The following is a 23,873-nucleotide window of genomic DNA, read 5'->3' as shown; positions in this document are numbered from 1 at the left end:
TTTAATTAAAATGTTACTGTAACAACTGCCTCTTTTATCTCTGTATAAGGTATCTGTTGTTCTTTTTGAACTGTTTCTTTTCCTTTTCCTACTTTTTTTGGTTCTCTTGCCTTCCAAGACAAAATTATAAAAACATCGTTAGCTTCTATCAATTCTGCCTCGATTTTTTCATTATTTGTAGTAACAATCAACGTTCTACCAATATTTTTCTTGTATTGTCTTATCAATTTCAAAGGAGATCCTACCCCAACTGATGCTACTTCAAGCGAAAAATCCTGCTCTTCACGATCCAGATTATTCTCAATTGCACGACTAATATCAATACAATCCTGAAGCGCAACTCCATTATCTCCGTCTAAACCAACACTAATTTTAAAAGAATCCGAAACAGCAAGATCAATCAAAAAGATCGATGGCTTTTCCAGAAGTGCTTCTGTAATTAATTCGTTTACCTTTTCCTTAAATGTCATAATTTTATAAAAAGAGGGGACACTTAGTCCCCTCATTATTTAGATTTTAATAAATAACGGTGCAAATATAGTGATTTTTTTATAAATCAAATAAATAGATTGCTGCAAAAATAATCGTTACCTTTATAATACCAAATATTAACAAGTTTTTTAAACCCCTTAATCCTAAAATCATGAAACGAATTTTAGTACCTACTGATTTTTCAGAACATGCAGAACACGCCTTAAAAGTCGCGGCTCAAATCGCCAAAAAAAACAATTCTGAAATTACAATTTTACACATGCTGGAATTACCGCATCAAACTAACGATGCAATATTTGGAGGCGTCAGCATTCCCGAAACCATGCTTTTCATGCAAAAAGCAAACGAAACCTTAGACAAAGTTTCTAACAGTCCATTTCTTGAAGGAATCTCTATAACCGAAATGGTAAAAATGGACAAACCAATTAATGGAATAACACAAATAAGCAAAGAACAAGATATTGACCTTATTATCATGGGATCACACGGATCATCTGGAATGGAAGAACTTTTAATTGGATCAAACACTGAAAAAGTTGTTAGAAATTCTGAAGTCCCTGTTCTTGTAATCAAAAAAGACACTACAGATTTTAATGTATCAAATATTGTTTTTGCTTCTGACTTTACAGACGAAACCAAAAAACCTTTTCAAAAACTATTAGACTTCGCTAATTTTTTTGATGCAAAAATACACTTAGTTTCTATTTGCACCCCTAACAGCTTTAAACCAACTCATGTAACTGAAAAAGCTCTTCAAAGTTTTGTAAGCGAGTTTAACCTTATTAATTACTCAACTCACATCTACAATGACACAAATATCGAGAAAGGAATTATCAACTTCTCAAACAGCATAAATGCAGATATTATTGGAATGTGCACTCACGGAAGAACTGGTTTTTCTCACTTTTTTAATGGAAGTATCAGCGAAGGACTAGTAAATCATGCCGTAAGACCCGTTATTACTTTTAAAATTTAAAAACAAAAAAACTTCTTAAACATAAAAGCTTCCCAGATGAGAAGCTTTTATTTTATAAATTAGACAAAAAAAAAGTCATAACACACTTTAATTCTTATTACAACCCCAACAAGCTACGCAACTCTTCCACACTCATACCCACATACGCCGCCAAAGCCTCAACATTACCGTCTAAAGCATCCAAAAGTTGTCGTAGAGTATCAAGCCAGTTACCACCATTCACTAACTTCATTTCTGAAGGATTTAACTCTGTAAAATTCAAATTCTTTAAATTATCCATAATTGTAATTTATTAAATTATTATTCAGTTAAAAACAAAAATATCCTGCAGTATTTTTTGTTACATCAAATATATGCAAAATACTGATAAACAGATATTAACAGATAAAATAATTCTTACTTTATAAACAAACCTAACATTTTATAAAGTTAAATTTAGAGATTACAAGCTTTTTTAAACCAAATCTAAGCATTAAGAAAAGATCTTAATTTAAACACATTACTCAATTCTGTTTATCACAAACACGAATCTAAAAACACAAATGCTCTTGCTTCGTTTTTAATCTCACAGATTTTAAATCTGCTTGCATTTTAGAAATTCAAAATTTGATTTTATTGCATAAAAAAAGCCTCTCATGAATGAGAGGCTTTTCTGTTGGTCTACTAGGACTCGAACCTAGAAAGACGGCACCAAAAACCGTAGTGTTACCATTACACCATAGACCAGCAGTGCGGTTAAGCGGGTGCAAAATTAAAACTTTATTTAATTTATGCAAATTTTTAAAGCAACTTTTTTTAAATAAAAAAAGCCTCTCATTTCTGAGAGGCTTTTCTGTTGGTCTACTAGGACTCGAACCTAGAAAGACGGCACCAAAAACCGTAGTGTTACCATTACACCATAGACCAGCAGTGCGGTTAAGCGAGTGCAAATTTAAAGTTTTATTTAGTTTGCACAAACTTTTTAACCAAAAAAAATCATTTTTTTAGTTTTTTTTCACTTTAAAACCACAAGTATTCTTAAAAACATCTCATATACAACACATTACTCTTTACAGATACTTTTATAGAATTTTTTGTTAATGCTCGTTTCTTTACATAAAAAAACATTTTCTTTGTAGGATTGAAAACATACAAAATTTTAATACCTAAATATGGCACAATTCAATTTCAATAAATGGAATACAATTATTGGTTGGTTTGCATTTGCAATCGCTTTAATTACTTACACACTAACTGTTGAACCTACGATGAGCTTTTGGGATTGTGGCGAATATATTGCTACAGCGGCTAAACTTGAAGTCGGCCACCCGCCTGGAGCGCCTCTATTTCAAATGATGGGAGCTTTCTTTGCAATGTTTGCTATAGATGCGCAGCATGTAGCGGTAATGGTAAATATGATGTCTGTTTTTTCAAGTGCATTTACAATTTTATTTATGTTTTGGTCTTCGTCTATGATTTTAAAGAAAATTGTAGCACGTTTTGCCGAAATTGATCAAAACAATTCTATTGTTATTTTAGGAAGTTCTTTTGTTGGAGCTTTAGCCTATACTTTCTCTGACAGTTTTTGGTTCAATGCTGTCGAAGCCGAAGTGTATGCAATGGCATCACTATTAATCGCTTTGCTTTTTTGGCTTGGATTACGCTGGGAACAAGACATGGACAAACCAAAAGGAAACAAATGGCTATTAATTATTTCTTTAGTTGTAGGTCTTTCATTTGGGGTCCACTTTATGGCTTTATTGACAATTCCGTCAATTGGATTCTTATATTATTTTAAACACTACGAAAAAGTAACCATAAAAAACTTTCTTATCGCCAATGTTGTTGTAATTGGAATTTTATTATTCATTTTTAAATTACTTCTTCCTTTAACTATGGCTTCTTTTGGTAAAACCGAAGTTTTCATGGTAAACAATCTTGGTCTTCCTTTTAACTCAGGAACTATTTTTGTGGTTTTAGTTTTAATTGCTTTCTTCTATTTTGGATTAAAATTCACAAAACAAAAAGGACTGATTTTTTATAACACAATCATTCTTTGCATCTTATTTATTTTAATTGGTTTTTCTACCTGGATGATGCTTCCGGTACGTGCTAATGCCAACCCGGTAATTAACGAAAATAAACCATCAGATGCTGCAGAGGTTCTGGCTTATTACAATCGTGAACAATATGGAGTAAACCCTTTATTTTACGGTCCTCAATACACAGAAGTTTTTGCCGGCCTTGATGCTAAAACTCCATATTTAGACAAAAAACCAAACTACGAAAGAGATTACAAAACAGGTAAATATATCATTACCAACAATTATAAAAATGCAGAACAAAATTCTGATGACAATCAAAAAACTATTCTGCCAAGAATGTGGAGTACAGAAACAGGTCACATTCAAAATTACATCAGTTTTACAAATCCTCCTAAATTCAGAATCAACCCAAATTATGATTATGAAGAGGATTTAGCAAAATACGGTATTGACGCAAGCCAATTAACTGAAGAAGAATACAATAAAGCTACAGCACAGCTTCGCAATGAAGTTGAAAAAACAATTTCTGAATTCAGACATGCTTACGCTCAAAAACAAATTGACAATGAAGGATATGTAAAATTCCTAAAGAGTTATGGAGATTATTTAATAATCGAAAAACCAACTGCTGTTGACAATTTCAGTTTTATGTTCGAATACCAATTTGGATACATGTACTGGAGATATTTAATGTGGAACTTTGTTGGACGTCAAAGCGATGTTCAGGGAAAATATGACAACTTAGATGGAAACTGGATCAGCGGTATCAAAGCTCTTGACTCTCTTCATTTAGGTTCTCAAGACAATTTACCTTCTGACGTTTTAAACAATAAAGGAAGAAACGTATACTATTTCCTTCCTTTTATTTTAGGTCTAATTGGATTAATGTACCATGCTAATAAAGACCTAAAAAGTTTTTATGTTCTTTTAGCATTATTTTTATTTACCGGAATTGCTTTAAAAATATATTTAAATGAAAGACCTTTTGAGCCTCGTGAAAGAGATTATGCTCTTGTTGGATCTTTCTATGTATTTGCAATCTGGATTGGTTTTGGAGTTTATTCTTTATATGAAAGCTTCAAGAAATATGTCGCTCCAAAAATTGCCGGACCAGTAATTATTGCCGGAAGTTTATTAGCAGCGCCTATTTTAATGGCTTCTCAAAACTGGGACGATCATGACAGATCAAACAGATATACTGCTGTTGCAATGGCAAAAGCATATTTGAGTTCCTGCGATAAAGACGCTATTCTTTATACTATTGGAGACAATGACACCTTCCCGCTCTGGTATGCTCAGGAAATCGAACATTTTAGAACTGACGTGAAAATTGTTAACACAAGTCTTTTCATGACGGACTGGTATATCGATCAAATGAAAGCGAAATCATATGAATCAGACCCTCTGCCAATATCATTTACACATAGTCAATATGTGGGTGATAACCTGGATTATGTAGCTTATATTCAAAAAATTGATACACGCTGGAACATCAAAGACTTTATTGATTTTATTAAAAATCCAAAATCGACTGTAGGTTTACAAAACGGACAGACTATTCATTTTTATCCAACAAATAAAATCAGAATTAACGTTGATAAAAACACTATCATCAAAAACAAAGTTGTAAACCCTAAATACAATGATTCAATTGTTCCTTATATGGATATTGATATCAAAGGAAGAGCTTTATACAAAAATCGTTTGATGATGCTGGATATCCTGGCGAATAACGATTGGAAACGCCCTATTTATTTCAGCGGAGGTGCTTTTGATGATGAAGATTATTTATGGCTTAAAGATTACCTGCAATTAGACGGAATGGTTTACAAATTGGTTCCAATTAAAAATACACCTTCTAAAGACGGCGGTCCTATGGATATGGGACAAATCGACGCTGATAAAATGTACGATATTGTAATGAAATGGGACTGGGGCAACAGCGAAAGCAACAAAATCTATCATGACCCAGAAACAAGAAGAAACAGTATTACCTACCGTACAAACTTGTCTCGTTTGATGAACGAACTTATTGCTGAAGGTAAAAATGACAAGGCTAAAAACATTATCAATTTAGCCATGACAAAAATGCCTTTAGATAAATTTGGCTACTACTCATTAGTTGAACCTTTTGCGGGCGGTTATTATAAAGTTGGTGAAACGGCTAAAGCTCATGATTTATTAGACAAATTGGTTAATAAATACAGAGAAAATCTGGATTACTACAAAACTTTAAGCGGTTCAGATCAGACAGATTTAGCAATTGATATTATTACAGATATTGAGCGTTATAGAAGCTTATTACAAGTCATGAAAGACAACAATGATAAAGCTTTCTACGAAAAACACAAAACAACTTTTAATACGTATGTAAATATTTTTGAGCGTTTTGGACGCGAAAAAGAATAATATACGAAAATTATATTGATTAAAAAAATGCGGCGCTTCTTGATAAAAAGCGCCGCATTTTTTATTTTTACATGTATCTAAATCAATCCAAATGAGCTTTTATTGGGTAAAAACTAATTCATTTATAAAAAAGATATTTTCTAAATATTGCTGGGATATTCCAAACAATGAAAAGAAAATATACTTAACATTTGATGACGGCCCTACCCCGGAAATTACTGACTGGGTTTTATCTGAATTAAAAAAATTCGATGCTAAAGCTACTTTTTTCTGTATCGGAAAAAATATCAAAGCCAATTTATCTTTATTCGAAAAACTAATTAGAGACGGACATTCTATTGGAAATCACACCATGAACCACGTAAATGGATGGAAAATACACACTAATGATTATATCGAAAATGTAAAAAATTGCGCCCAGATTTTAGAAGAAGAAATAAAACCAAACAATTTGATATTTCGCCCGCCTTACGGAAAAATCAAAAAAGCGCAGTCTAAAATTTTAAGAAAACTAGGTTACAAGATCATAATGTGGGACGTTTTGAGCGCTGATTTCGATCAGTCTATTACTCCTGAAAAGTGTCTTGAAAATGTAACTAAAAATGTAAAATCCGGAAGTGTAATTGTATTTCATGACAGCATAAAAGCTTCGCCAAATTTAAAATTTGCTCTGCCAAAAACGCTTCATTTTTTAAAAGAAAATGGATATAAATTTGATATTATACACTGATAATATCTTTTAGAAAGAATTATTATACATTGAATTGCTCCTGAACAATTCCGATAAGTGTATTTGCATCAAGTTCTCCAGATTGTCTCCAGATCATTTGTCCTTCCTTGTATATCATTAAAGTCGGAAGTCCTTTAATTCTTAATGCTTCGGCTAGTTCCTGATTTTTATCAACATCAATCTTAATTACTTTTGCTTTGTCGCCTAGTGCCGCCGCAACATCCTTTATTACCGGATGCATCAATACTGATGATTCGTTCCAATCTGTGTAGAAGTCAATTAACACTGGAACCTGAGCATTTATAAGTTCTCCAAATTTTGACATAAAACCAAAAATTTAATTCTTTTAATCTATTAAAAAGAGATAATTAATACAAATGTAGCATTTTTAACGAATTAAGCCACATTCTCGCCTTTTTTTAGTTCAATCACTGTGATTTCAGGCATAATTCCAACTCGTCCTGGATAGGCATGAAAACCAAATCCCCGGTTTACATAAACGTATCTTCCGGCTTCTTCGTATAATCCGGCCCATTGTTTATAAATGTACTGCGCAAGGCTCCATTTAAAATATCCCGGAATTTCAATTCCAAACTGCATTCCGTGTGTATGCCCTGCCAGAGTTAAATGAAAGTTTTTAGGATGCTTTTTAATTTCATATTCCCAATGACTTGGATCGTGGCTCATTAAAACCTTAAAATCATCTTTATGCAGATTCTCTGATGCCTTATTCAAATCACCAGCTTTTTTAAAATTAGCTCCCCAATTTTCAACTCCAACCAAAGCTATTTTGTCTGCTCCTTTTTGAATATATTTATTTTCATTCAGCATTAAATCGAAACCAATTTTACCATAAAGGCTTTTAATTTCGGCAAAATTTTCATCCTTTTCTTTTTCAGAAGGCCAGGTTACATATTCACCATAATCATGATTTCCTAAAACAGCAAATTTTCCGTATTTATAATCTTTGATCCTGTTAAAAGTTTCCAGCCACGGATGCATTTCTTTTGCATGTGTATTTACAATATCTCCGGTAAACAGGATCATATCTGCTTCCTGCTCATTAATCAAATCAATTGCATAATTTATTTTTTCAGGATTATCAAAACTGCCGCTGTGAACATCTGAAATCTGTGTTATTTTAAAACCGTCAAATTCGTCTGGAAGATCTGGAAAATAGATAGTCTGTTTAAACACTTTAAAATTATATTTTCCTTCAAAGATTCCGTAAATTAAAGACAAGAAAGGAACCGCTGCCAAGCCTAAAGCTATTTGGCTCACAAATTTTCTTCTTTCCGGCATCATTTCTTTTCTAGGCGTATTGTAAACAAAATAATTTAGAATACTAGCTCCTACTCTAATAATATCTTCTCCAAACATTATTAATGTAAGAACAATTTTTGGCACATAAACCAACAGCATTAATCCTGTAGTAAACATAAATTGTTTGGTCTGTCCTACAGAACGATCAACCTGAGAAAATGAATAAATAATAAACAGCAGAATAAGCAGGCTTATAACCTGATAACTAACTAAAACCCATCTAAGTTTTATTAAGGTGCGAAAGGCTTGATAGGAATAGAACTCAATAAATATAAAAAGAGCACATAGAATTACAAAACGAAGGATCATTATTTACAGTTTTAAGCAAAGTAACAAAGAATGAAAATTTTATTGCTTTTTATTATCAAAAATTTAACTCAAATAATAGCAAAAGCCGATAGATCTCTCTATCAGCTTTTGCGACCAAATTATTCAAAACCTTTATTCTACAACAAGCCTTGTTGTATTATTTTTGAGCTTTTGCCGCTTCTGGCTTAGCTTCTGCTTTTTTAGCTTTTTTATCTGCTTTTTTCTCTTTCTTAGCAGCTTTTGCTTCTTTTGCCGGAGTTTCTTTTACTGGAGCTGTTTGAGCGTTTACCATTGCTGTTGTTCCTAAAACTGCTACTGCTAATAAAATTAATTTTTTCATGATTGTAGATTTATTTGATTATTATTTCATTATTTATACCTCAAAGATATAACCAGTAAATGAAGACAAAATGAAGATTGAACCAATCTGAAAAAATTAACTTTTAATTGTGTTTTGGTTCTTCCGGGAACAATAGAGTAAAAGTTGTTCCTTCGCCTAAAACAGACGAAACTTTTATTTCAATATGATGAAAAACGGCAATGCTTTTAGCAATAGCAAGTCCTAAGCCCTGTCCTTCCTGATCAGAACTTACTCTTGCAAATCGGTTAAAAATATTTTCGATTTGAGATTCATTTAAACCAATTCCAGAATCTGTTATTGAAATAAAATAGTGATGGTTCAAAAATCCGTCTGTTACAATAATGCTTCCCTTAGGTTTATTATACTTAATGGCATTTGTAACCAAATTATAAATTAGAATATGAATTAAGGTTTTATTTCCCGTAAAAGCAAAATCATGTCCTGCTTTATTAACAAACTGAATTTCTTTATCATCAATACGATCCTGAAGATCTTCCTGCAGATCATTTATTATTTCCTGAAAACTGACATGTTCGTTAGCTGCATATTGATTGTTTTCGATTCTGGAAATCAGCAATAAATTATTGATGATTTTTTTCAGCATATCTAACGTCTTCAACGAACCCGCAATTTTATCAACTGCATTGTCATCTAAAGAGTCATTTTGCAATAAATTTTCCAGCTTGTTTTTCAATAAAGCAATTGGCGTTAAAAGTTCGTGAGAAACATTCGAAATAAATTGTTTTTCTTTTTTGAAAAGCTCAGCAATACGATCCATCATTTGATTTAAAACCAAATCTAGTTCTCTAAAATCCCTCGATTTTGCATTTATGGGCGTATGGTCAAAAACTTCGGGTTCATTGACTCGCCTTATTTTGGTGTCAATGATTTTATAGAACGGTTTCAGCAAATATTCGATATAAAAAGTATCTGCCAAAAATGTCACAAAAAGAATAACAACCAAAACAACAATTATAAACAGCTTAATAATAAAAGTTAAGTCTTTTACTTCACTTAAACTACTTCCAATTTCCAGCTGATAATCTTGATTTTCGTAACTAAAATGATGCTGCAGAATTCGGTATTCATTTTCTTCGCCTTCAATAATACGGTATTCGTTGCTAAAACTTGTTCTTTTTTGATGTGGTTTAAACGGCGCTCTCGAAAGAACCAAAAACTCGTTATGAAGTGTAGAAAACTGAGAATAGGTTTCAGTTGAATCATCTTCATTTTCAATAAAATCATTAATCTCCTGCTGATTTAAATGGTCGATGAATTTCTTCTTTTTTTCAATTAACCCATTATTGATATGTCTGTAAACCACATTTTCGACCAAAATAGGAAGCATGAGCCACAAAATCAAAATCACCAGCAATCTTGTTAGTGCATTAAAAATGGCTAATTGATGTTTTATCTTCACAAAAATCTATTTATTCATTAATACGATACCCCACATTTCGAACCGTTTCAAACCAATCTATTGAAGTGTGTTTGTCTAATTTTTTTCGAAGGTTTCGAACATGCACATCTATAAAATTAGAATCTGAATTTATTTCCAGAATATCGCCCCAAATATGTTCTGTTAATTGCAGTCTTGTAATTACTCTGTTTTTATTCAAAACCAAATATTGAAAAATATCAAATTCCTTTTTTGTTAAACTCAAAGGCACCTCATTAAAACTCACTTTATAATCCTGAAGCTGCAGCAAAAAACCGTGAATACTTAAGTTATTTAAAGTAAAACCATGAATTCGTCGGATTACGGCAAACAATCTGGCAGCCAATTCTGTCAAAGCAAAAGGTTTCGTTAAATAATCATCAGCTCCCAAATGAAGTCCATTAATTCTATCATCTAGTTCACCGCGGGCAGTAAGTACAATTACTGCAATTTTTGATTTTGTTTTTCGAATGGTCTGCAAAACCTCAAAACCATCTCCGTCCGGCAAACCAAGATCAAGCAGCATAGCATCATAATCATTACTTCCAAATTCTTCGAGAGCATCGGCACAATTATTCGCAATTTTACAGATATAACCTGCTTTGCTCAAAAAGTCGTAAACTTCAACGGCAAGCTCTTTATTATCTTCTACAATTAAAACATTCATAAAACAAGGCATTTATGTGCAACTAAAATTAATCAATTATCAAAAGTCCGGCTGCACATTATTAAAAAATTAACGAATAAAAAAAGCTGACAAATTTCTTTATCAGCTTCTTCAATCGCATTCATCATAATCATTATTCCTGTTTTGCCCTCGTTACAATGTTTCGAAAACAAAACGAGAATAATTCTTATTTTTTCACAGCTGCTGTTTCTTCTTTTGGAGTTTCAGCTTTTGCTTTTTTATTTCCTTTGTGATGGTGTTTTGTAGCTTTCACTTCTTTTGCCGGTGCTGTCTGAGCTGGAGTTGTTTGAGCACTAACCATTACACTTGTTCCTAGAACTGCTGCTAATACAATAAATAAATTTTTCATGACTTTTTAATTTTTAAATTAATTACCTTTTTATTCTAAATTTTTTGTTTGTTTATTTTTTTACTTTTGCTGTTTCAGCTTTTGGAGCTTCACTTTTTTCTGATTTTACTTTTTTATCAGATTTGTTTTTTGGATGTTTTGTTGCTTTTACTTCTTTTGCAGGAACTGTTTTACCATCTTTTGCAGGAAACGCATGAACCATTGCACTTGTTCCTAAAACTGCCACTAATACCATCAATAAATTTCTCATGATTTCTAAGATTTAAATTAAATACCTTTTATTTTACAGTTCAAAATTACCTTCGCAACATGAAGAAAAAATGAAGAAATCCCTGAATAAAAAATTTTAACTTGATATTAACGCTTTGCTTGCGGTTCATCGCTGCAGGACGCACTTCTACTAAAATAAGTCTGTATAGCTTATACCGCTTAAAAAATTTATTTTCAGAAACCGAATCGTTTTTTAAACCCCAATTGTTTATTTTTACAGACTAATATTTTTAATATGTCAACTCAAAAACGCCTTTTTCTTCTAGATGCTTATGCATTAATTTTTCGCGGTTATTATGCCTTTATAAAAAACCCGAGAATCAACTCAAAAGGAATGGATACATCTGCAATTATGGGTTTTATGAACTCACTTTTAGATGTTATTAAAAGAGAAAAACCAGATCATTTAGCCGTTGCTTTTGATAAAGAAGGAAGCCGCGCTAGAACAGAAATGTTTGCCGAATATAAAGCTAACCGCGACGAAACTCCCGAAGCTATTAAAATTGCTGTTCCTTATATTCAGGAATTATTAAAAGCAATGCACATTCCTATTATTGAACTTGCAGGCTGTGAAGCTGATGATTTAATTGGTACAATTGCCAAACAAGCCGAGAAACAAAACTACAAGGTATACATGGTAACACCTGATAAGGATTTTGCGCAGTTGGTTTCTGAAAATATATTTATGTACAAACCTGCCCGAATGGGTAATGGAATCGAAATTTGGGGAGTTCCAGAGGTTTTAGCAAAGTTTGAAGTCGAGAGACCAGAACAGGTTATCGATTTTCTTGGAATGATGGGTGACGCCGTAGATAATATTCCGGGATTACCTGGAGTTGGTGAAGTAACGGCTAAAAAATTCTTGAAAGAATTTGGTTCAATGGAAAATCTTTTGGCTAATACTGATAAACTGAAAGGCAAAATGAAAGAAAACATCGAAGCCAATAAAGACAAAGGTATTTTATCTAAAAAACTGGCGGCTATTATGTGTGACTGCGATGTCGTTTTTAATGAAGATGATTACGAACTTTCTCGTCCGGATATTGAAAAAACCGATGCTATTTTTCAGGAACTGGAATTTAGAAGAATGGCAGAACAATTTGATAATTTGTTTAAAGTTGGCGCAGGAAGTGAATCAGGATCAACTCCGGCTCAGGATGCTAAATTATACAAAAAACCACAGCCAAAGAATGAAGACCAATTTGATCTTTTTGGCGGAGGCGGCACCACTCTTGATGAAAATGCCGAAGCTGCAAGAAATTCATTTTATAATACTTTAGAAAATACTGAACATTCTTATCAGACCGTTCAGGGCGATTTAGGAATTAAATTGCTTTTACAAAATTTACAAAAACAAACTTCGGTTTGTTTTGATACCGAAACCACAGGAATTGATGCTTTGCATGCAGAACTTGTAGGAATGTCTTTTTCTTACGAAAAAGGAAAAGCATTTTATGTTCCGTTTCCGGAAAGTCAGGAAGAAGCAAAAGTTTTGATTGACAAGTTTGTTCCATTTTTTGAAAATGAAAACATTGAGAAAATTGGTCAAAATTTAAAATACGATTTAAAAATCCTTTCTAATTACGGTGTTACTGTAAAAGGAAAACTTTTTGACACGATGATCGCACACTATCTAATTAATCCGGATATGCGTCATAATATGGATATTTTAGCCGAAACGTATTTGAAATATTCTCCAAAATCTATTGAAACTTTAATTGGTAAAAAAGGAAAAAATCAGCTTTCTATGCGCGATGTTCCTTTAGAAGATATTAAAGAATACGCCGCAGAAGATGCCGATGTAACTTTACAATTAAAAGAAATCTTTACAGCCGAATTAGAAAAAACCGAGACCAAAAAGCTGTTTGACGAAATTGAAATTCCATTAGTAAGCGTTTTAGCCGACATGGAAACAGAAGGAATTCGTCTGGATGTTGAGTTCTTAAAACAAATGTCTAAAGAGATGGACGTTGAAATCAAATCTTTAGAAGAACAGATATACGAAACTGCCGGCGAGAAATTCAATCTGGCTTCTCCAAAACAATTAGGAGACATTTTATTTGATAAACTTAAAATTGGCGGCGCAAAACAAAAGAAAACCAAAACAGGTCAATATGCAACCGGAGAAGAAGTTTTGACTTATTTAGCCAACGATAATCCAATCGTAAAACAAATTCTTGATTGGCGTCAAATGGTAAAACTGCAAAGCACTTATATTTTAGCTTTACCAGAACAGGTTGACAAAAAGACTTTACGTGTTCATACTGATTATATGCAGACGGTTGCCGCAACAGGACGTTTAAGTTCTAATAATCCAAACTTGCAAAACATTCCAATTCGTACCGAAAGAGGACGTCAGATTCGTAAAGCTTTTGTAGCGCGCGATGAAAATTATACTTTAATTTCTGCCGATTACTCTCAAATTGAATTGCGAATTATTGCAGCCTTAAGCGGTGAAGAAAATATGATCGCTGCTTTCCAAAATGGAGAAGATATTCACCGAGCTACTGCTGCAAAAGTTTTTGATGTAGCTTTAGAAGAAGTTTCACGCGAGCAAAGAAGTAATGCTAAAACCGTAAACTTTGGAATTATCTATGGAGTTTCTGCTTTTGGATTAAGTAATCAGACTTCACTTTCAAGAAGCGAAAGCGCTGCTTTGATCGATGCTTATTACAAAACATATCCGCGTCTTAAATCTTATATCTCAGAACAAGTTGATTTTGCTCGTGAAAAAGGCTACGTACAAACCATTTTAGGCCGCCGTCGTTACTTAAAAGATATTAATTCTGCGAATGCTGTCGTAAGAAGCGCTGCCGAAAGAAATGCTGTAAATGCTCCAATTCAGGGAAGTGCTGCTGATGTAATTAAAATTGCGATGATCAACATTCACAAAAAACTTCGCGAAGAAAATTGGAAATCTAAAATGTTGCTTCAGGTTCATGATGAGCTTGTGTTCGATGTTCACAATGATGAACTCGAAAAAATCCAGCCAATGATTAAACACGAAATGGAAAATGCATTTAAAATGTCTGTTCCTTTAGAAGTTGAACTTGGATTAGGTAAAGACTGGTTAGAAGCCCACTAAAAAAACACTCCTCATATTCTAAAAGCCATTCCTATCGAATGGCTTTTTTTAATAATAAAAAAGTCAAAACATTTTAAAGTGTAAGAATTTTTACTTTTCTTGCATCTGTTGCTTCAAACTAAAAAGCTCTAAAAAAATTAAATATTATAGTAAAATGAAAAAATGTTTTTTCTACCTATTTATACTCTATTCAACAATTGCATTTTGTCAGGATAAAATTTATTATCTGGAAGGAACTTTAGGAAAAAGTACCATCTTTATGACTATTCAGGTTTATAAATCCGACAAAGAAACGAATCTAACCGCAGTTTATTTCTACAAGAATTCACTAAAAGACATTAAACTGGAAGCAAAACTAAAAGACAATAATTATACTTTTTATTTTAAGCCCGGCGATGTTGTAACTGAAAAATTTTATCTAAAAAAATCAGGCAATAATTTCGAAGGCTTTTGGTATGATGCCAAAGAAAAACAATTAGCTGTTCACCTTGAACCTGTAAATTTTGAGAATTACACATCGAATATCAAAATTAGATTTGATGATGAACGTTTAAATCTGGTGAAATATAAATTTCTTGAATTTAAAAAGCAGAAAACCACACTTTACAACAACAAAGAAATTGTATGGTATTCTGAAAAACACTGCGATTCTGATTTCTTTAGATTAGGAGCTGATTTTTCTGAGAAAAATAAAACTGTAATTAATCCTATTTTAGAGCAGATACATATTCAAAATACATTAAACCAGCTTAACTGTTCTTCAAACTTTGAATACAGCAATGGTCAGGGAATTGAAAGCACTGCAACAATAAACTTTTTAAACACAAATTTATTAGGTTTCGAAATATTCGCATCGTATTACTGCGGAGGTGCTCATCCAGATTTTGGCGGAAGCGGTTATCTGATTGATTTAAATAATGGAAAACAATATGAAATTGATGATATTCTCGCTTTTGATAAAAGTGTAACTGGTGACAAAGAGAATAATTTTGACGCTTTTTCTAAATACAGGACTGATTATTTTGCCCCTAAGTTACTTGCTGTAATTAACTCTCAAGAGCATTTCGAAAAACCAAAAAATGTTGATGACGAACCATGTGATTATACTAATGAAGAATATTGGAATTTTCCTTCCTGGAGTTATACCGAAAAAGGAATTGAATTCACTCCTACTTTTTACAGAGCAGCGAGAGCCTGCGAAGAATCTTTCTTAGTTCCTTTTGAAAAATTAAAAAAGTATAAAAATCCTAAATTCCCTTATTCATTATAAAATAAAAAACCCACCAGTTTCTGCTGATGGGTTTTTCTTTATTTATACTTTTCTTGTAGATTCTCTTTCTTTTAGCTTCGTTTTGATAACGATCGTTTCGTAATCAGAAGTTTCGCCTTCCGGTTCTTCCAGTCTTTGGATTAGTCTTTTCGCTGCAACTTCTCCTATTTCAATTCCGTGCTGGCTTACAGTTGTTAAACTTGGCGATAAACGTCTTGAAGCCAGAATTCCATCTGCAAAACCAATTATAGAAATATCTTCCGGCACTCTATATCCTTTTTTCAAACTTACTCTTAAAGCCGCAACTGAATCATTTTCGTCCAAAGCAAAAATTCCATCGATTTTATGATCAAAAATAGAATCAATTTTAGCTTTCATATCATCTTCAGAATCAGTACGAAGAATAATTTTTTCGTTAACTGAAATATTATTGTCTTTTAAAGCTTTTAAATACCCATCGGCTCTAAGTTTTCCAACACTTAAATTATCTACAGAAGAAATTAAAGCAATGTTTTTACATCCTAAATTAATTAAATGTTGTGTTGAATTTAATGCAGAATCAAAATCATCTACTACAACTTTATCGCAGTCTACTTCATCTGCAATTCGATCAAACATTACAATTGGTGTTCCATCGTTAATTATTTCAGAGAAATGATTATAGTCTTGCAGTTTTTGAGCTTCTTCAGAAACCGAAAGAATAAATCCGTCGATAGTTCCGTTGCTCAGCATTTCAAGCGTATGAATTTCTTTTTCCAAAGATTCATTAGAAATACATGTAATTACATTATATCCTTTTTTATCGGCTACTTTTTCGATTCCGCTAAAAACTTTTGCGAAAAAAGAGTTCAATATATTAGGTATAATTACACCAATGGTTTTGGTTTTACGATTCTTTAAATTCAGACCAATAACATTCGGCTTATAATTTTTGAGTTTGGCATACTCCTTAATCTTCACCTTCGTCTGCTCACTAATTTCCGGACTGTCATTTAGTGCTTTAGACACCGTTGACACAGAAACACCTAGTTCCTTCGCAATTTGTTTTAGAGTTGCTTTAGCTTTCATCTAATAAAAGTTTATGTAATTAATACAAATATAGTAGAATTACCGAAAATAAAACAAAAAACAACTACCAGTATTTGAAATTATGCCACCTATTCGAAATAATTCTAAAAAAGAATGATTTTTCTGAAACCGTATCTCCTAAAATTTCGTTAATAACCTTAATACAATGTTATTAACCTTAATAAAAAACCTAGATTATGAAAAACGAAGTTAAAATTCAGGAGGTCAACCCTTCCCTGGATAGCAGAAGGAGCTTTCTTAAGCTCAGTGGACTAACATTAGTTACCGCAGGTTTGGTTTTAGCTGGTTGCAGCGACAATGATAATGAAGACAATATGGAGGATACTTCCTTGCCGGGAGTCAGAAATGGTGTTTTTGACTTGGGCTCAGGAGACTTTGGTGTTCTTACTTATGCTTACGCCTTAGAGCAGTTAGAAGCAGATTTTTACACTAAAGTTGTAAACGCCTCAAACTTTAATACTGTATTTAATGATACTGAACGTCAAGTTCTAACTGATTTATATCACCATGAAGTAATTCACAGAGATTTCTTTAAAGCGGCTTTAACCGGGGCACTTCCAGATCCAAGTTCTCAATTACTTCCTTCTTTAGCCTTTAGTTATGGTTCTTTAAATTTTAACAGCCGTACCGAAGTTTTAGCTACTGCAAAAGCATTAGAAGATACTGGTGTAGCGGCTTATAATGGAGCAGGCCGACTTATTAAAACCGCTGATTATTTATTATTAGCAGGAAAAATTGTTTCTGTTGAAGCCAGACATGCTGCTGCAATTCGAAGCTTAATTAATCCAAATTCAAAAGATTTTGCAGGCGATGATATTGTAAGCGCCTCTACCGGATTAGATGCTGCGAAGGATCCTTCAAAAATTCTACCAGTTGCAGCAGGATTTATTACAACAAAATTCACGGCCAAATATTTACCTTAATTAACCAGCTAAAAATTAGAAATTATGAATATTTTAAAATTTATAGAAACCTTTACTGATGACAATTTAATGAAAAGTACTGGTTCAAGAAGAGACAGTTTTACTCAGTTTGGAAATATTGGAAAAAACCTGGCCTTGGCATCCATCCCTTTTGGTTTATCAGCCTTAACCGGCAAAGCATTTGCAAAAGATATCACAGCAACACCTGCAACACCTATTGGCGCTTTGCAGTTTGCGCTGACTTTAGAATACCTTGAAAATGAATTTTATGCAATGGCATTAGATTCTGGAGTAATTCCTGCTTCTGAAAATGGCGGACGCGATTTAAAAGTTTTTCAGCAGATAGCAGCTCACGAATCAGACCACGTATCTTTTTTAATCGCAGGATTAGGCGGCTCTATGAGCGCTAACTTTGTTCCAAAACCTACTTTTGACTTTACTGTTGGCGGTGCATTTGACCCTTTTGGAGACTATCCAACCTTTTTGGCATTAGCACAAGCTTTTGAAGATACAGGTGTTAGAGCTTATAAAGGTCAGGCAGCAAATTTAATGTCTACTCCAGATTTACTGACAGCGGCATTACAAATTCATTCTGTAGAAGCACGCCACGCTTCAGAAGTGAGACGCCTGCGCGGACTGAAAGGCTGGATTTCTAATGCTGAAAGAGGTGCAGGAATGCCGGCAGCAACACAAGCAGTATACGACGGCGAAGGCGTTACGATACAGGCAGGGTTCAATACTTCGACAGCATTTGGTGCTGCCGCAGGATCAGAAGCTTATGATGAGCCGCTTACAACACAACAAGTAGTTGATATCGCTAATATATTTATAGTGTAACTAAAAAATAATTCAAAATAATAGAGCACCTTTGCAGCAAAATGCAGAGGTGCTTTTTTTATGGATTTAAATAAAAAACTGAACCCCTGATTTTCAGGATATAAAATATTCTTTTCAGGTATTTGGTTTTAAAATAATTAATTGTACTTTTGCATCCCCTTTATTGGGGATGGAATGTTTAATTAAAATAATATTATGGACGCATTAAGCTACAAGACAATTTCAGCAAGCAAAGCCACTGTAACTAAAGAGTGGATCGTTGTTGATGCTGAAGGTCATAACTTAGGACGTCTTGCTTCAAAGGTTGCAATGATCTTAAGAGGTAAGTACAAACCAAGTTACACACCGCACGTTGACTGTGGAGATAACGTAATTGTTATCAACTCAGAAAAAATTAACCTTACAGGTACAAAATTGAATGACAAAATTTACATGCGTCATACAGGTTACCCAGGAGGACAAAGAACTTTAACTGCTAAAGTATTGCAATCTAAAAACCCTGCATTATTAGTAGAAAAAGCTGTAAAAGGTATGTTACCTAAAAACAAATTAGGAGCTGAACTTTTTAGAAATCTAAATGTTGTTGTAGGATCTGAGCACACTCACGGAGCTCAAAAACCTAGAACTGTTAACCTAAATGATCTTAAGTAATGGGAGTTATTCACAAAATCGGTAGAAGAAAAACCGCTGTTGCACGTGTATACGTTTCTGAAGGAACTGGAAACATCACTGTAAACAAAAAAGAATTCGCAACTTACTTTCCAACTGCAACTTTACAGTACAAAGTTTTACAACCATTGTCTATGACAGAAAATGTAAACAACTTTGACGTAAAAGTAAACGTTTACGGAGGTGGTACAACTGGTCAGGCAGAAGCTGTAAGAATGGCATTAGCACGCGTAATGTGTGAAGTTAACGCTGAAAACAGAGGAATCCTTAAACCAGAAGGTTTATTAACAAGAGACCCTAGAATGGTTGAACGTAAGAAATTCGGTCAGAAGAAAGCTCGTAAGAGATTCCAGTTCTCTAAACGTTAATATTACCTGTCTTGTTCAAATGGGACAAGACATTATCAATTATTTATTGAAATTAAAAAACACAGTTATTGTTGCTCTCCTATCGAGGTAGGATATAGTTTAGCATCTAAATGGGTTGAGTCTTAAAGTCGAAAGTCTTAAAGTCAAATGTTTGAAGCCTAAAGCTTAAAGCTTAGTGCCTAAAGCCAAAACACATTGCTAATCAACAGAACGTAAACTAGTACAAAAATGGCAAACAAAATAGAAGTAAAAGAATTACTAGAAGCAGGTGTTCACTTCGGACACATGACTAGAAAATGGGATCCAAACATGGCTCCTTACATTTATATGGAGCGTAATGGTATTCACATTATCAATCTATATAAAACTGCAGCTAAAATTGAAGAAGCTAACGAAGCTTTGAAAAAAATCGCTGCATCAGGTAGAAAAATCTTATTCGTAGCTACCAAAAAACAAGCAAAAGACATCGTTGCTGATAAAGCAAAAGCTGCAAACATGCCTTACATCACTGAAAGATGGCCAGGCGGTATGTTGACTAACTTCGTAACTATCAGAAAGGCAGTTAAAAAAATGTCTTCTATCGATAAAATGAAGAAAGATGGTACTTTCAACACTTTATCTAAAAAAGAGCGTTTACAAGTTGATCGTCTACGTGCTAAATTAGAGAAAAACTTAGGTTCAATTGCTGATATGTCTAGACTACCTGCAGCATTGTTCGTAGTAGATATCAAAGCTGAACACATCGCAATAAAAGAAGCTCAAAAATTAAACATTCCAGTTTTCGCAATGGTTGATACGAATTCTGACCCAAGAGAGGTTGATTACGTGATTCCTGCAAATGATGACGCTTCTAAATCAATTGACAAAATTTTATCTTTAGTAACTACTGCTGTAATCGAAGGTCTTTCAGACAGAGGTGCAGAAAAAGAAGTTGAAGCTGCTGAAGAAGCTCCAGCTGCTGAAGCTGAAGCTGCTCCTGCAACTGAAGAATAAATCAAATTTTAAATTCCAAATTTTAAATTCCAAAATCCAAATACAAAATTAAAAACGTTATGTTGATAATTTATTAAAATTGGAGTTTGGGATTTAAAAGCTGGAATTTTTTACTTTTAACATTAAAAATTCAAAATATCATGTCAACAATTACTGCTGCAGACGTAAATAAATTAAGACAATCTACAGGTGCCGGAATGATGGACTGTAAAAAAGCTTTAGTTGAAGCTGAAGGAGATTTCGATAAAGCTATCCAAATCCTTAGAGAAAAAGGACAGAAAGTTGCTGCTAACCGTTCTGACCGTGAGTCTTCTGAAGGAGCTGCTGTTTCTTTTATCAATGCAGACAACACTAAAGGAGCTATCATCACTTTAAACTGTGAAACTGACTTCGTAGGTAAAAATGAAGCTTTCGTAACTTTAGCTAAAGATTTAGTTGAAAGAGCTATCAACTTCTCTAATAAAGAAGAATTCTTAGCTTCTGACTTCAACGGAATTACTGTTGCTGAAAAATTAATTGAGCAAACAGGTGTTATCGGTGAGAAAATCGAAATCGGTGGTTTCGAAATTTTAGAAGGTGCTTTCGTTGGATCTTATGTTCACGTGAACAAAATTGCTGCTTTAACAGCTATTTCTGCTCCAATTGCTAATGCTGAGACTTTAACAAAAGACGTATCTATGCAAGTTGCTTCTATGGGAGCTGACACATTATCTTACAAAGATTTTGATCCAGCTTTTGTTGAATCTGAACTTGCTGCTCGTATTGCTGTAATCGAAAAAGATAATGAAGAAGCAAAACGTTTAGGAAAAACTTTAAAAAATGTTCCTAAATACATCTCTTTCTCTCAATTAACTCCTGAAGTTATCAAACAAGCTGAAGAAGATGCTAAAGCTGAATTAAAAGCTGAAGGTAAACCAGAGCAAATCTGGGACAAAATCCTTCCAGGAAAAGTTCAACGTTTCATTTCTGACAACACTACTTTAGATCAAGAAAAAGCTTTATTAGATCAAAACTTCATCAAAGATGACAGTAAAAAAGTTGGTGATTACGTTAAAGGATTCAACGTTGAAATCACAGGTTTCAAAAGAGTTACTTTAGGTTAATATATTATTTCAATATTTAAAAAGCCCGAATATTTACTTATTCGGGCTTTTTTATATCAATTAATTTTCGACTGGAAAATTTCTTGCACGCATTAAAGCATCTGATTTTGGAGCGTGTCCCCTAAAGTTTTCATACATCGTCTCGTTATCAATTGTGTTTCCTGCCGTTAAAACAATATCATAAAGACGTTTTGCAACTTGTTTATCAAAAGGTCCGTTGCCTTCTAAAAATGCCTCATAAGCATCTGCATTTATAACATCAGCCCATAAATAACTGTAATAACCTGCAGCATATCCATCACTCGAAAAAATATGAGCAAACTGTGGAATTCTGTGTCTCATTACAATTTCTGAAGGCATATTAATTTCAGCTAAAATATCTTTTTCAAATTGATGAGGATCGACTTTTTCTGTAGTTAAATGCAGTTTCATATCCACAAAAGAACTTGAAATTGTTTCTACAGTGGCAAAACCTTCATTAAAATTAGCCGCTTTTGCAATTCTTTCTACTAAAGACTGCGACAATGGTTCATTCGTTTTATAATGAAGTGCGAACTTATTAAGGACTTCCGGAGTTGCCAGCCAATGTTCTAATAATTGAGAAGGAAATTCTACATAATCTCTTGCAACCGAAGTTCCCGAAAGACTTGGATAGGTAACATTCGAGCATAATCCGTGTAAAGCATGCCCAAATTCATGAAATAAAGTCGTCGCATCATCCCACGAAATCAAAACAGATTCATCTGCATTTCCTTTTATAAAATTGCAATTATTAGATACAATTGGAAGTACGTTTTCTTTTATTTTCTGCTGGTCTCTATGCGAGTTCATCCAAGCTCCTGAACGTTTTCCTGTACGGGCGTAAGGATCAAAATACCATAGGCCAATTACTTTTCCTGTATTCTTATTATTTACTTCCCAAACACGAACATCTTGATGATAAACAGGAACATCGAATAATTGTTTAAAACCTAAATCAAACAACTCTCCCGCTGTCCAAAACATACCCTCTCTTAAATTTTCTAATTGCAGGTACTGTTTAATTTCATTCTGATCTAAATCGTATTTTGCTTTACGCACTTTTTCTGCATAAAAACGATAATCCCAAGGTTGGATTTTAAAATCTCCTCCTTCTTCATCAACCATTTTCTGCATAGCCGAAACATCATTTTTTACTTTTTCGACAGCTGGTTTCCAGACAGAATTCATTAAATCTAAAGTTTTCTGCGGGTCTTTTGCCATTTTATTAGACAAACTCCATTCTGCAAAATTCTTAAACCCTAATATTTTAGCCTTTTCAGCTCGTAATCTTAAAATAGACACCAGCGTTTCGTTTGTATTATTTTCGTTCGGATTATCGCCTCTTTTTACAAAAATATCAAAAGCTTTTTCTCTTAAACTTCTTCGATTTGAAAAAGTCAAAAATGGCTCAATTGAAGATCTTGTGTTGCCTATACAAGCCAAAACATTCAGATTTCTTTCTTTTGCCTCTGCAATTGCAGCATTTTTAAATTCTTCTGGAAGACCTTCTAAATCACTTTCTGAATTTAATTCTAAATACTGATCATTTTCTTCTGCCAGCAATTTTTGGCTGAAAAGCGTAAAAAGTCCCGCTAATTCTTGGTTAATTTTCGCAACCTTCTCTTTGTCTTCCTTATTCAGCTCTGCTCCTTCACGAACAAAATCGGTATAATAAAGCCAAAGAAGACGCTGCTGCTCAGCAGTTAATTTTTTACTTTCTTCAGATTTGTATAACTCTTCTATTCTTAAAAATAATTTTTCATTTTGATAGAGTTTATCACTGATTTCTGCCAGTTTTGGCGACATTTCTGTATCTACCGCATTAAATTCCGGAGTACTCAAATTTGACCTGTATATTCCATAAACAGAATGAATACGATCCAGCTTTTCGCCCGAAAGTTCTAAAGCTTGAACTGTATTTTCAAAAGTTGGTTTTTCTGAATTATCTGCAATCGCATCAATTTCCTCCAACTTTTCCTGAATAGCAAATTCAATTGCCGGTTTAAAATCTGAAATTTTATATTTTGTAAAATCGGGCACTCCTCCATACGGACCTGACCATTCCTGAAGCAGCGAATTATTTAAATTGGGTTGTTTTTCCATAATTTAAGTACATAGATTAATTCCTTATTCCTTTTCAGGAATT

At 33.3% G+C, this 23,873-nt stretch carries 22 protein-coding genes and 2 tRNA genes; 11 read left to right on the top strand and 13 right to left on the bottom strand.

Features of this window, described 5'->3' with window-relative positions; genetic code table 11:
• Window positions 1-5: 5 nt before the first annotated feature.
• Window positions 6-470 (bottom strand): ribosome assembly cofactor RimP, encoded by a 465-nt coding sequence (gene rimP, locus FJOH_RS08445; protein WP_044047587.1) that lies wholly within the window; start codon window positions 468-470, stop codon window positions 6-8.
• A 173-nt stretch (window positions 471-643) separates the two neighbouring features.
• Here rimP and FJOH_RS08440 point away from each other — a divergent pair, with 173 nt between their 5' ends.
• A complete protein-coding gene (locus FJOH_RS08440; RefSeq protein WP_012023703.1) occupies window positions 644-1,468 on the top strand; it encodes a universal stress protein in 825 nt (274 codons plus the stop codon).
• 97 nt (window positions 1,469-1,565) lie between these two features.
• Here the strand turns inward: FJOH_RS08440 and FJOH_RS08435 are convergent, their stop codons facing one another.
• From FJOH_RS08435 to FJOH_RS08425, 3 genes are all read right to left on the bottom strand, one after another.
• Window positions 1,566-1,748, bottom strand: a complete 183-nt coding sequence (locus FJOH_RS08435; protein WP_044047585.1) for a hypothetical protein — start codon at window positions 1,746-1,748, stop codon at window positions 1,566-1,568.
• Window positions 1,749-2,123: 375 nt separating this feature from the next.
• Window positions 2,124-2,194 (bottom strand) — tRNA-Gln (locus FJOH_RS08430).
• 109 nt (window positions 2,195-2,303) lie between these two features.
• Window positions 2,304-2,374, bottom strand: a tRNA-Gln gene (locus tag FJOH_RS08425).
• Between the two features lie 245 nt (window positions 2,375-2,619).
• Here FJOH_RS08425 and FJOH_RS08420 point away from each other — a divergent pair.
• Both FJOH_RS08420 and FJOH_RS08415 read left to right on the top strand, forming a co-directional pair.
• Entirely contained in the window at window positions 2,620-5,901 is a 3,282-nt protein-coding gene (locus FJOH_RS08420) for a glycosyltransferase family 117 protein (protein WP_012023702.1), read from the top strand.
• A 91-nt stretch (window positions 5,902-5,992) separates the two neighbouring features.
• Window positions 5,993-6,631 carry a polysaccharide deacetylase family protein gene (locus tag FJOH_RS08415; protein WP_012023701.1) on the top strand — a complete coding sequence of 213 codons (639 nt, stop codon included), beginning with the start codon at window positions 5,993-5,995 and terminating at the stop codon, window positions 6,629-6,631.
• 22 nt (window positions 6,632-6,653) lie between these two features.
• Here FJOH_RS08415 and FJOH_RS08410 read toward each other — a convergent pair whose 3' ends face one another.
• From FJOH_RS08410 to FJOH_RS08380, 7 genes are all read right to left on the bottom strand, one after another.
• A complete protein-coding gene (locus tag FJOH_RS08410) occupies window positions 6,654-6,956 on the bottom strand; it encodes a thioredoxin family protein (protein WP_012023700.1) in 303 nt (100 codons plus the stop codon).
• 71 nt (window positions 6,957-7,027) lie between these two features.
• A complete protein-coding gene (locus FJOH_RS08405; protein WP_012023699.1) occupies window positions 7,028-8,263 on the bottom strand; it encodes a metallophosphoesterase in 1,236 nt (411 codons plus the stop codon).
• A 157-nt stretch (window positions 8,264-8,420) separates the two neighbouring features.
• Window positions 8,421-8,603 carry a hypothetical protein gene (locus FJOH_RS08400; protein WP_012023698.1) on the bottom strand — a complete coding sequence of 61 codons (183 nt, stop codon included), beginning with the start codon at window positions 8,601-8,603 and terminating at the stop codon, window positions 8,421-8,423.
• Window positions 8,604-8,706: 103 nt separating this feature from the next.
• Window positions 8,707-10,044, bottom strand: coding sequence for a sensor histidine kinase (locus FJOH_RS08395; RefSeq protein ID WP_235023009.1), 1,338 nt, complete (start codon window positions 10,042-10,044; stop codon window positions 8,707-8,709).
• Between the two features lie 10 nt (window positions 10,045-10,054).
• Window positions 10,055-10,729 carry a response regulator transcription factor gene (locus FJOH_RS08390; protein WP_044047583.1) on the bottom strand — a complete coding sequence of 225 codons (675 nt, stop codon included), beginning with the start codon at window positions 10,727-10,729 and terminating at the stop codon, window positions 10,055-10,057.
• A gap of 187 nt (window positions 10,730-10,916) precedes the next feature.
• A complete protein-coding gene (locus FJOH_RS08385; protein ID WP_012023695.1) occupies window positions 10,917-11,099 on the bottom strand; it encodes a hypothetical protein in 183 nt (60 codons plus the stop codon).
• 52 nt (window positions 11,100-11,151) lie between these two features.
• A complete protein-coding gene (locus FJOH_RS08380) occupies window positions 11,152-11,349 on the bottom strand; it encodes a hypothetical protein (RefSeq protein ID WP_012023694.1) in 198 nt (65 codons plus the stop codon).
• Between the two features lie 255 nt (window positions 11,350-11,604).
• Here FJOH_RS08380 and polA point away from each other — a divergent pair, with 255 nt between their 5' ends.
• Window positions 11,605-14,454, top strand: coding sequence for a DNA polymerase I (gene polA / locus FJOH_RS08375; protein WP_012023693.1), 2,850 nt, complete (start codon window positions 11,605-11,607; stop codon window positions 14,452-14,454).
• 154 nt (window positions 14,455-14,608) lie between these two features.
• Window positions 14,609-15,724, top strand: coding sequence for a hypothetical protein (locus FJOH_RS08370; RefSeq protein WP_012023692.1), 1,116 nt, complete (start codon window positions 14,609-14,611; stop codon window positions 15,722-15,724).
• Window positions 15,725-15,766: 42 nt separating this feature from the next.
• On the opposite strand, the gene FJOH_RS08365 is transcribed toward FJOH_RS08370, so the two are convergent.
• Entirely contained in the window at window positions 15,767-16,792 is a 1,026-nt protein-coding gene (locus tag FJOH_RS08365) for a LacI family DNA-binding transcriptional regulator (protein WP_012023691.1), read from the bottom strand.
• Between the two features lie 197 nt (window positions 16,793-16,989).
• Between FJOH_RS08365 and FJOH_RS08360 the strand changes: the two genes are divergently transcribed.
• From FJOH_RS08360 to tsf, 6 genes are all read left to right on the top strand, one after another.
• On the top strand, window positions 16,990-17,736 hold the full coding sequence (locus FJOH_RS08360; protein ID WP_012023690.1) for a ferritin-like domain-containing protein: 747 nt from the start codon (window positions 16,990-16,992) through the stop codon (window positions 17,734-17,736).
• A gap of 24 nt (window positions 17,737-17,760) precedes the next feature.
• Window positions 17,761-18,573 carry a ferritin-like domain-containing protein gene (locus FJOH_RS08355; RefSeq protein ID WP_012023689.1) on the top strand — a complete coding sequence of 271 codons (813 nt, stop codon included), beginning with the start codon at window positions 17,761-17,763 and terminating at the stop codon, window positions 18,571-18,573.
• A 195-nt stretch (window positions 18,574-18,768) separates the two neighbouring features.
• A complete protein-coding gene (gene rplM, locus FJOH_RS08350; RefSeq protein WP_012023688.1) occupies window positions 18,769-19,224 on the top strand; it encodes a 50S ribosomal protein L13 in 456 nt (151 codons plus the stop codon).
• Complete coding sequence (rpsI, locus tag FJOH_RS08345; RefSeq protein ID WP_012023687.1) at window positions 19,224-19,610, top strand: 30S ribosomal protein S9; 387 nt, start codon at window positions 19,224-19,226, stop codon at window positions 19,608-19,610. Before rplM ends, rpsI begins: the two co-directional genes overlap by 1 nt.
• A gap of 228 nt (window positions 19,611-19,838) precedes the next feature.
• Window positions 19,839-20,603, top strand: coding sequence for a 30S ribosomal protein S2 (gene rpsB / locus FJOH_RS08340; protein WP_012023686.1), 765 nt, complete (start codon window positions 19,839-19,841; stop codon window positions 20,601-20,603).
• A gap of 140 nt (window positions 20,604-20,743) precedes the next feature.
• Window positions 20,744-21,706, top strand: coding sequence for a translation elongation factor Ts (tsf, locus tag FJOH_RS08335; protein ID WP_012023685.1), 963 nt, complete (start codon window positions 20,744-20,746; stop codon window positions 21,704-21,706).
• A gap of 60 nt (window positions 21,707-21,766) precedes the next feature.
• On the opposite strand, the gene FJOH_RS08330 is transcribed toward tsf, so the two are convergent.
• Window positions 21,767-23,830 (bottom strand): M3 family metallopeptidase, encoded by a 2,064-nt coding sequence (locus FJOH_RS08330; RefSeq protein ID WP_012023684.1) that lies wholly within the window; start codon window positions 23,828-23,830, stop codon window positions 21,767-21,769.
• Window positions 23,831-23,873: the final 43 nt, after the last annotated feature.

Origin of the sequence: Flavobacterium johnsoniae UW101, from assembly GCF_000016645.1 — a bacterium.
Classification (GTDB): domain Bacteria; phylum Bacteroidota; class Bacteroidia; order Flavobacteriales; family Flavobacteriaceae; genus Flavobacterium; species Flavobacterium johnsoniae.
This window is presented reverse-complemented; position numbering and strand designations above follow the sequence as displayed.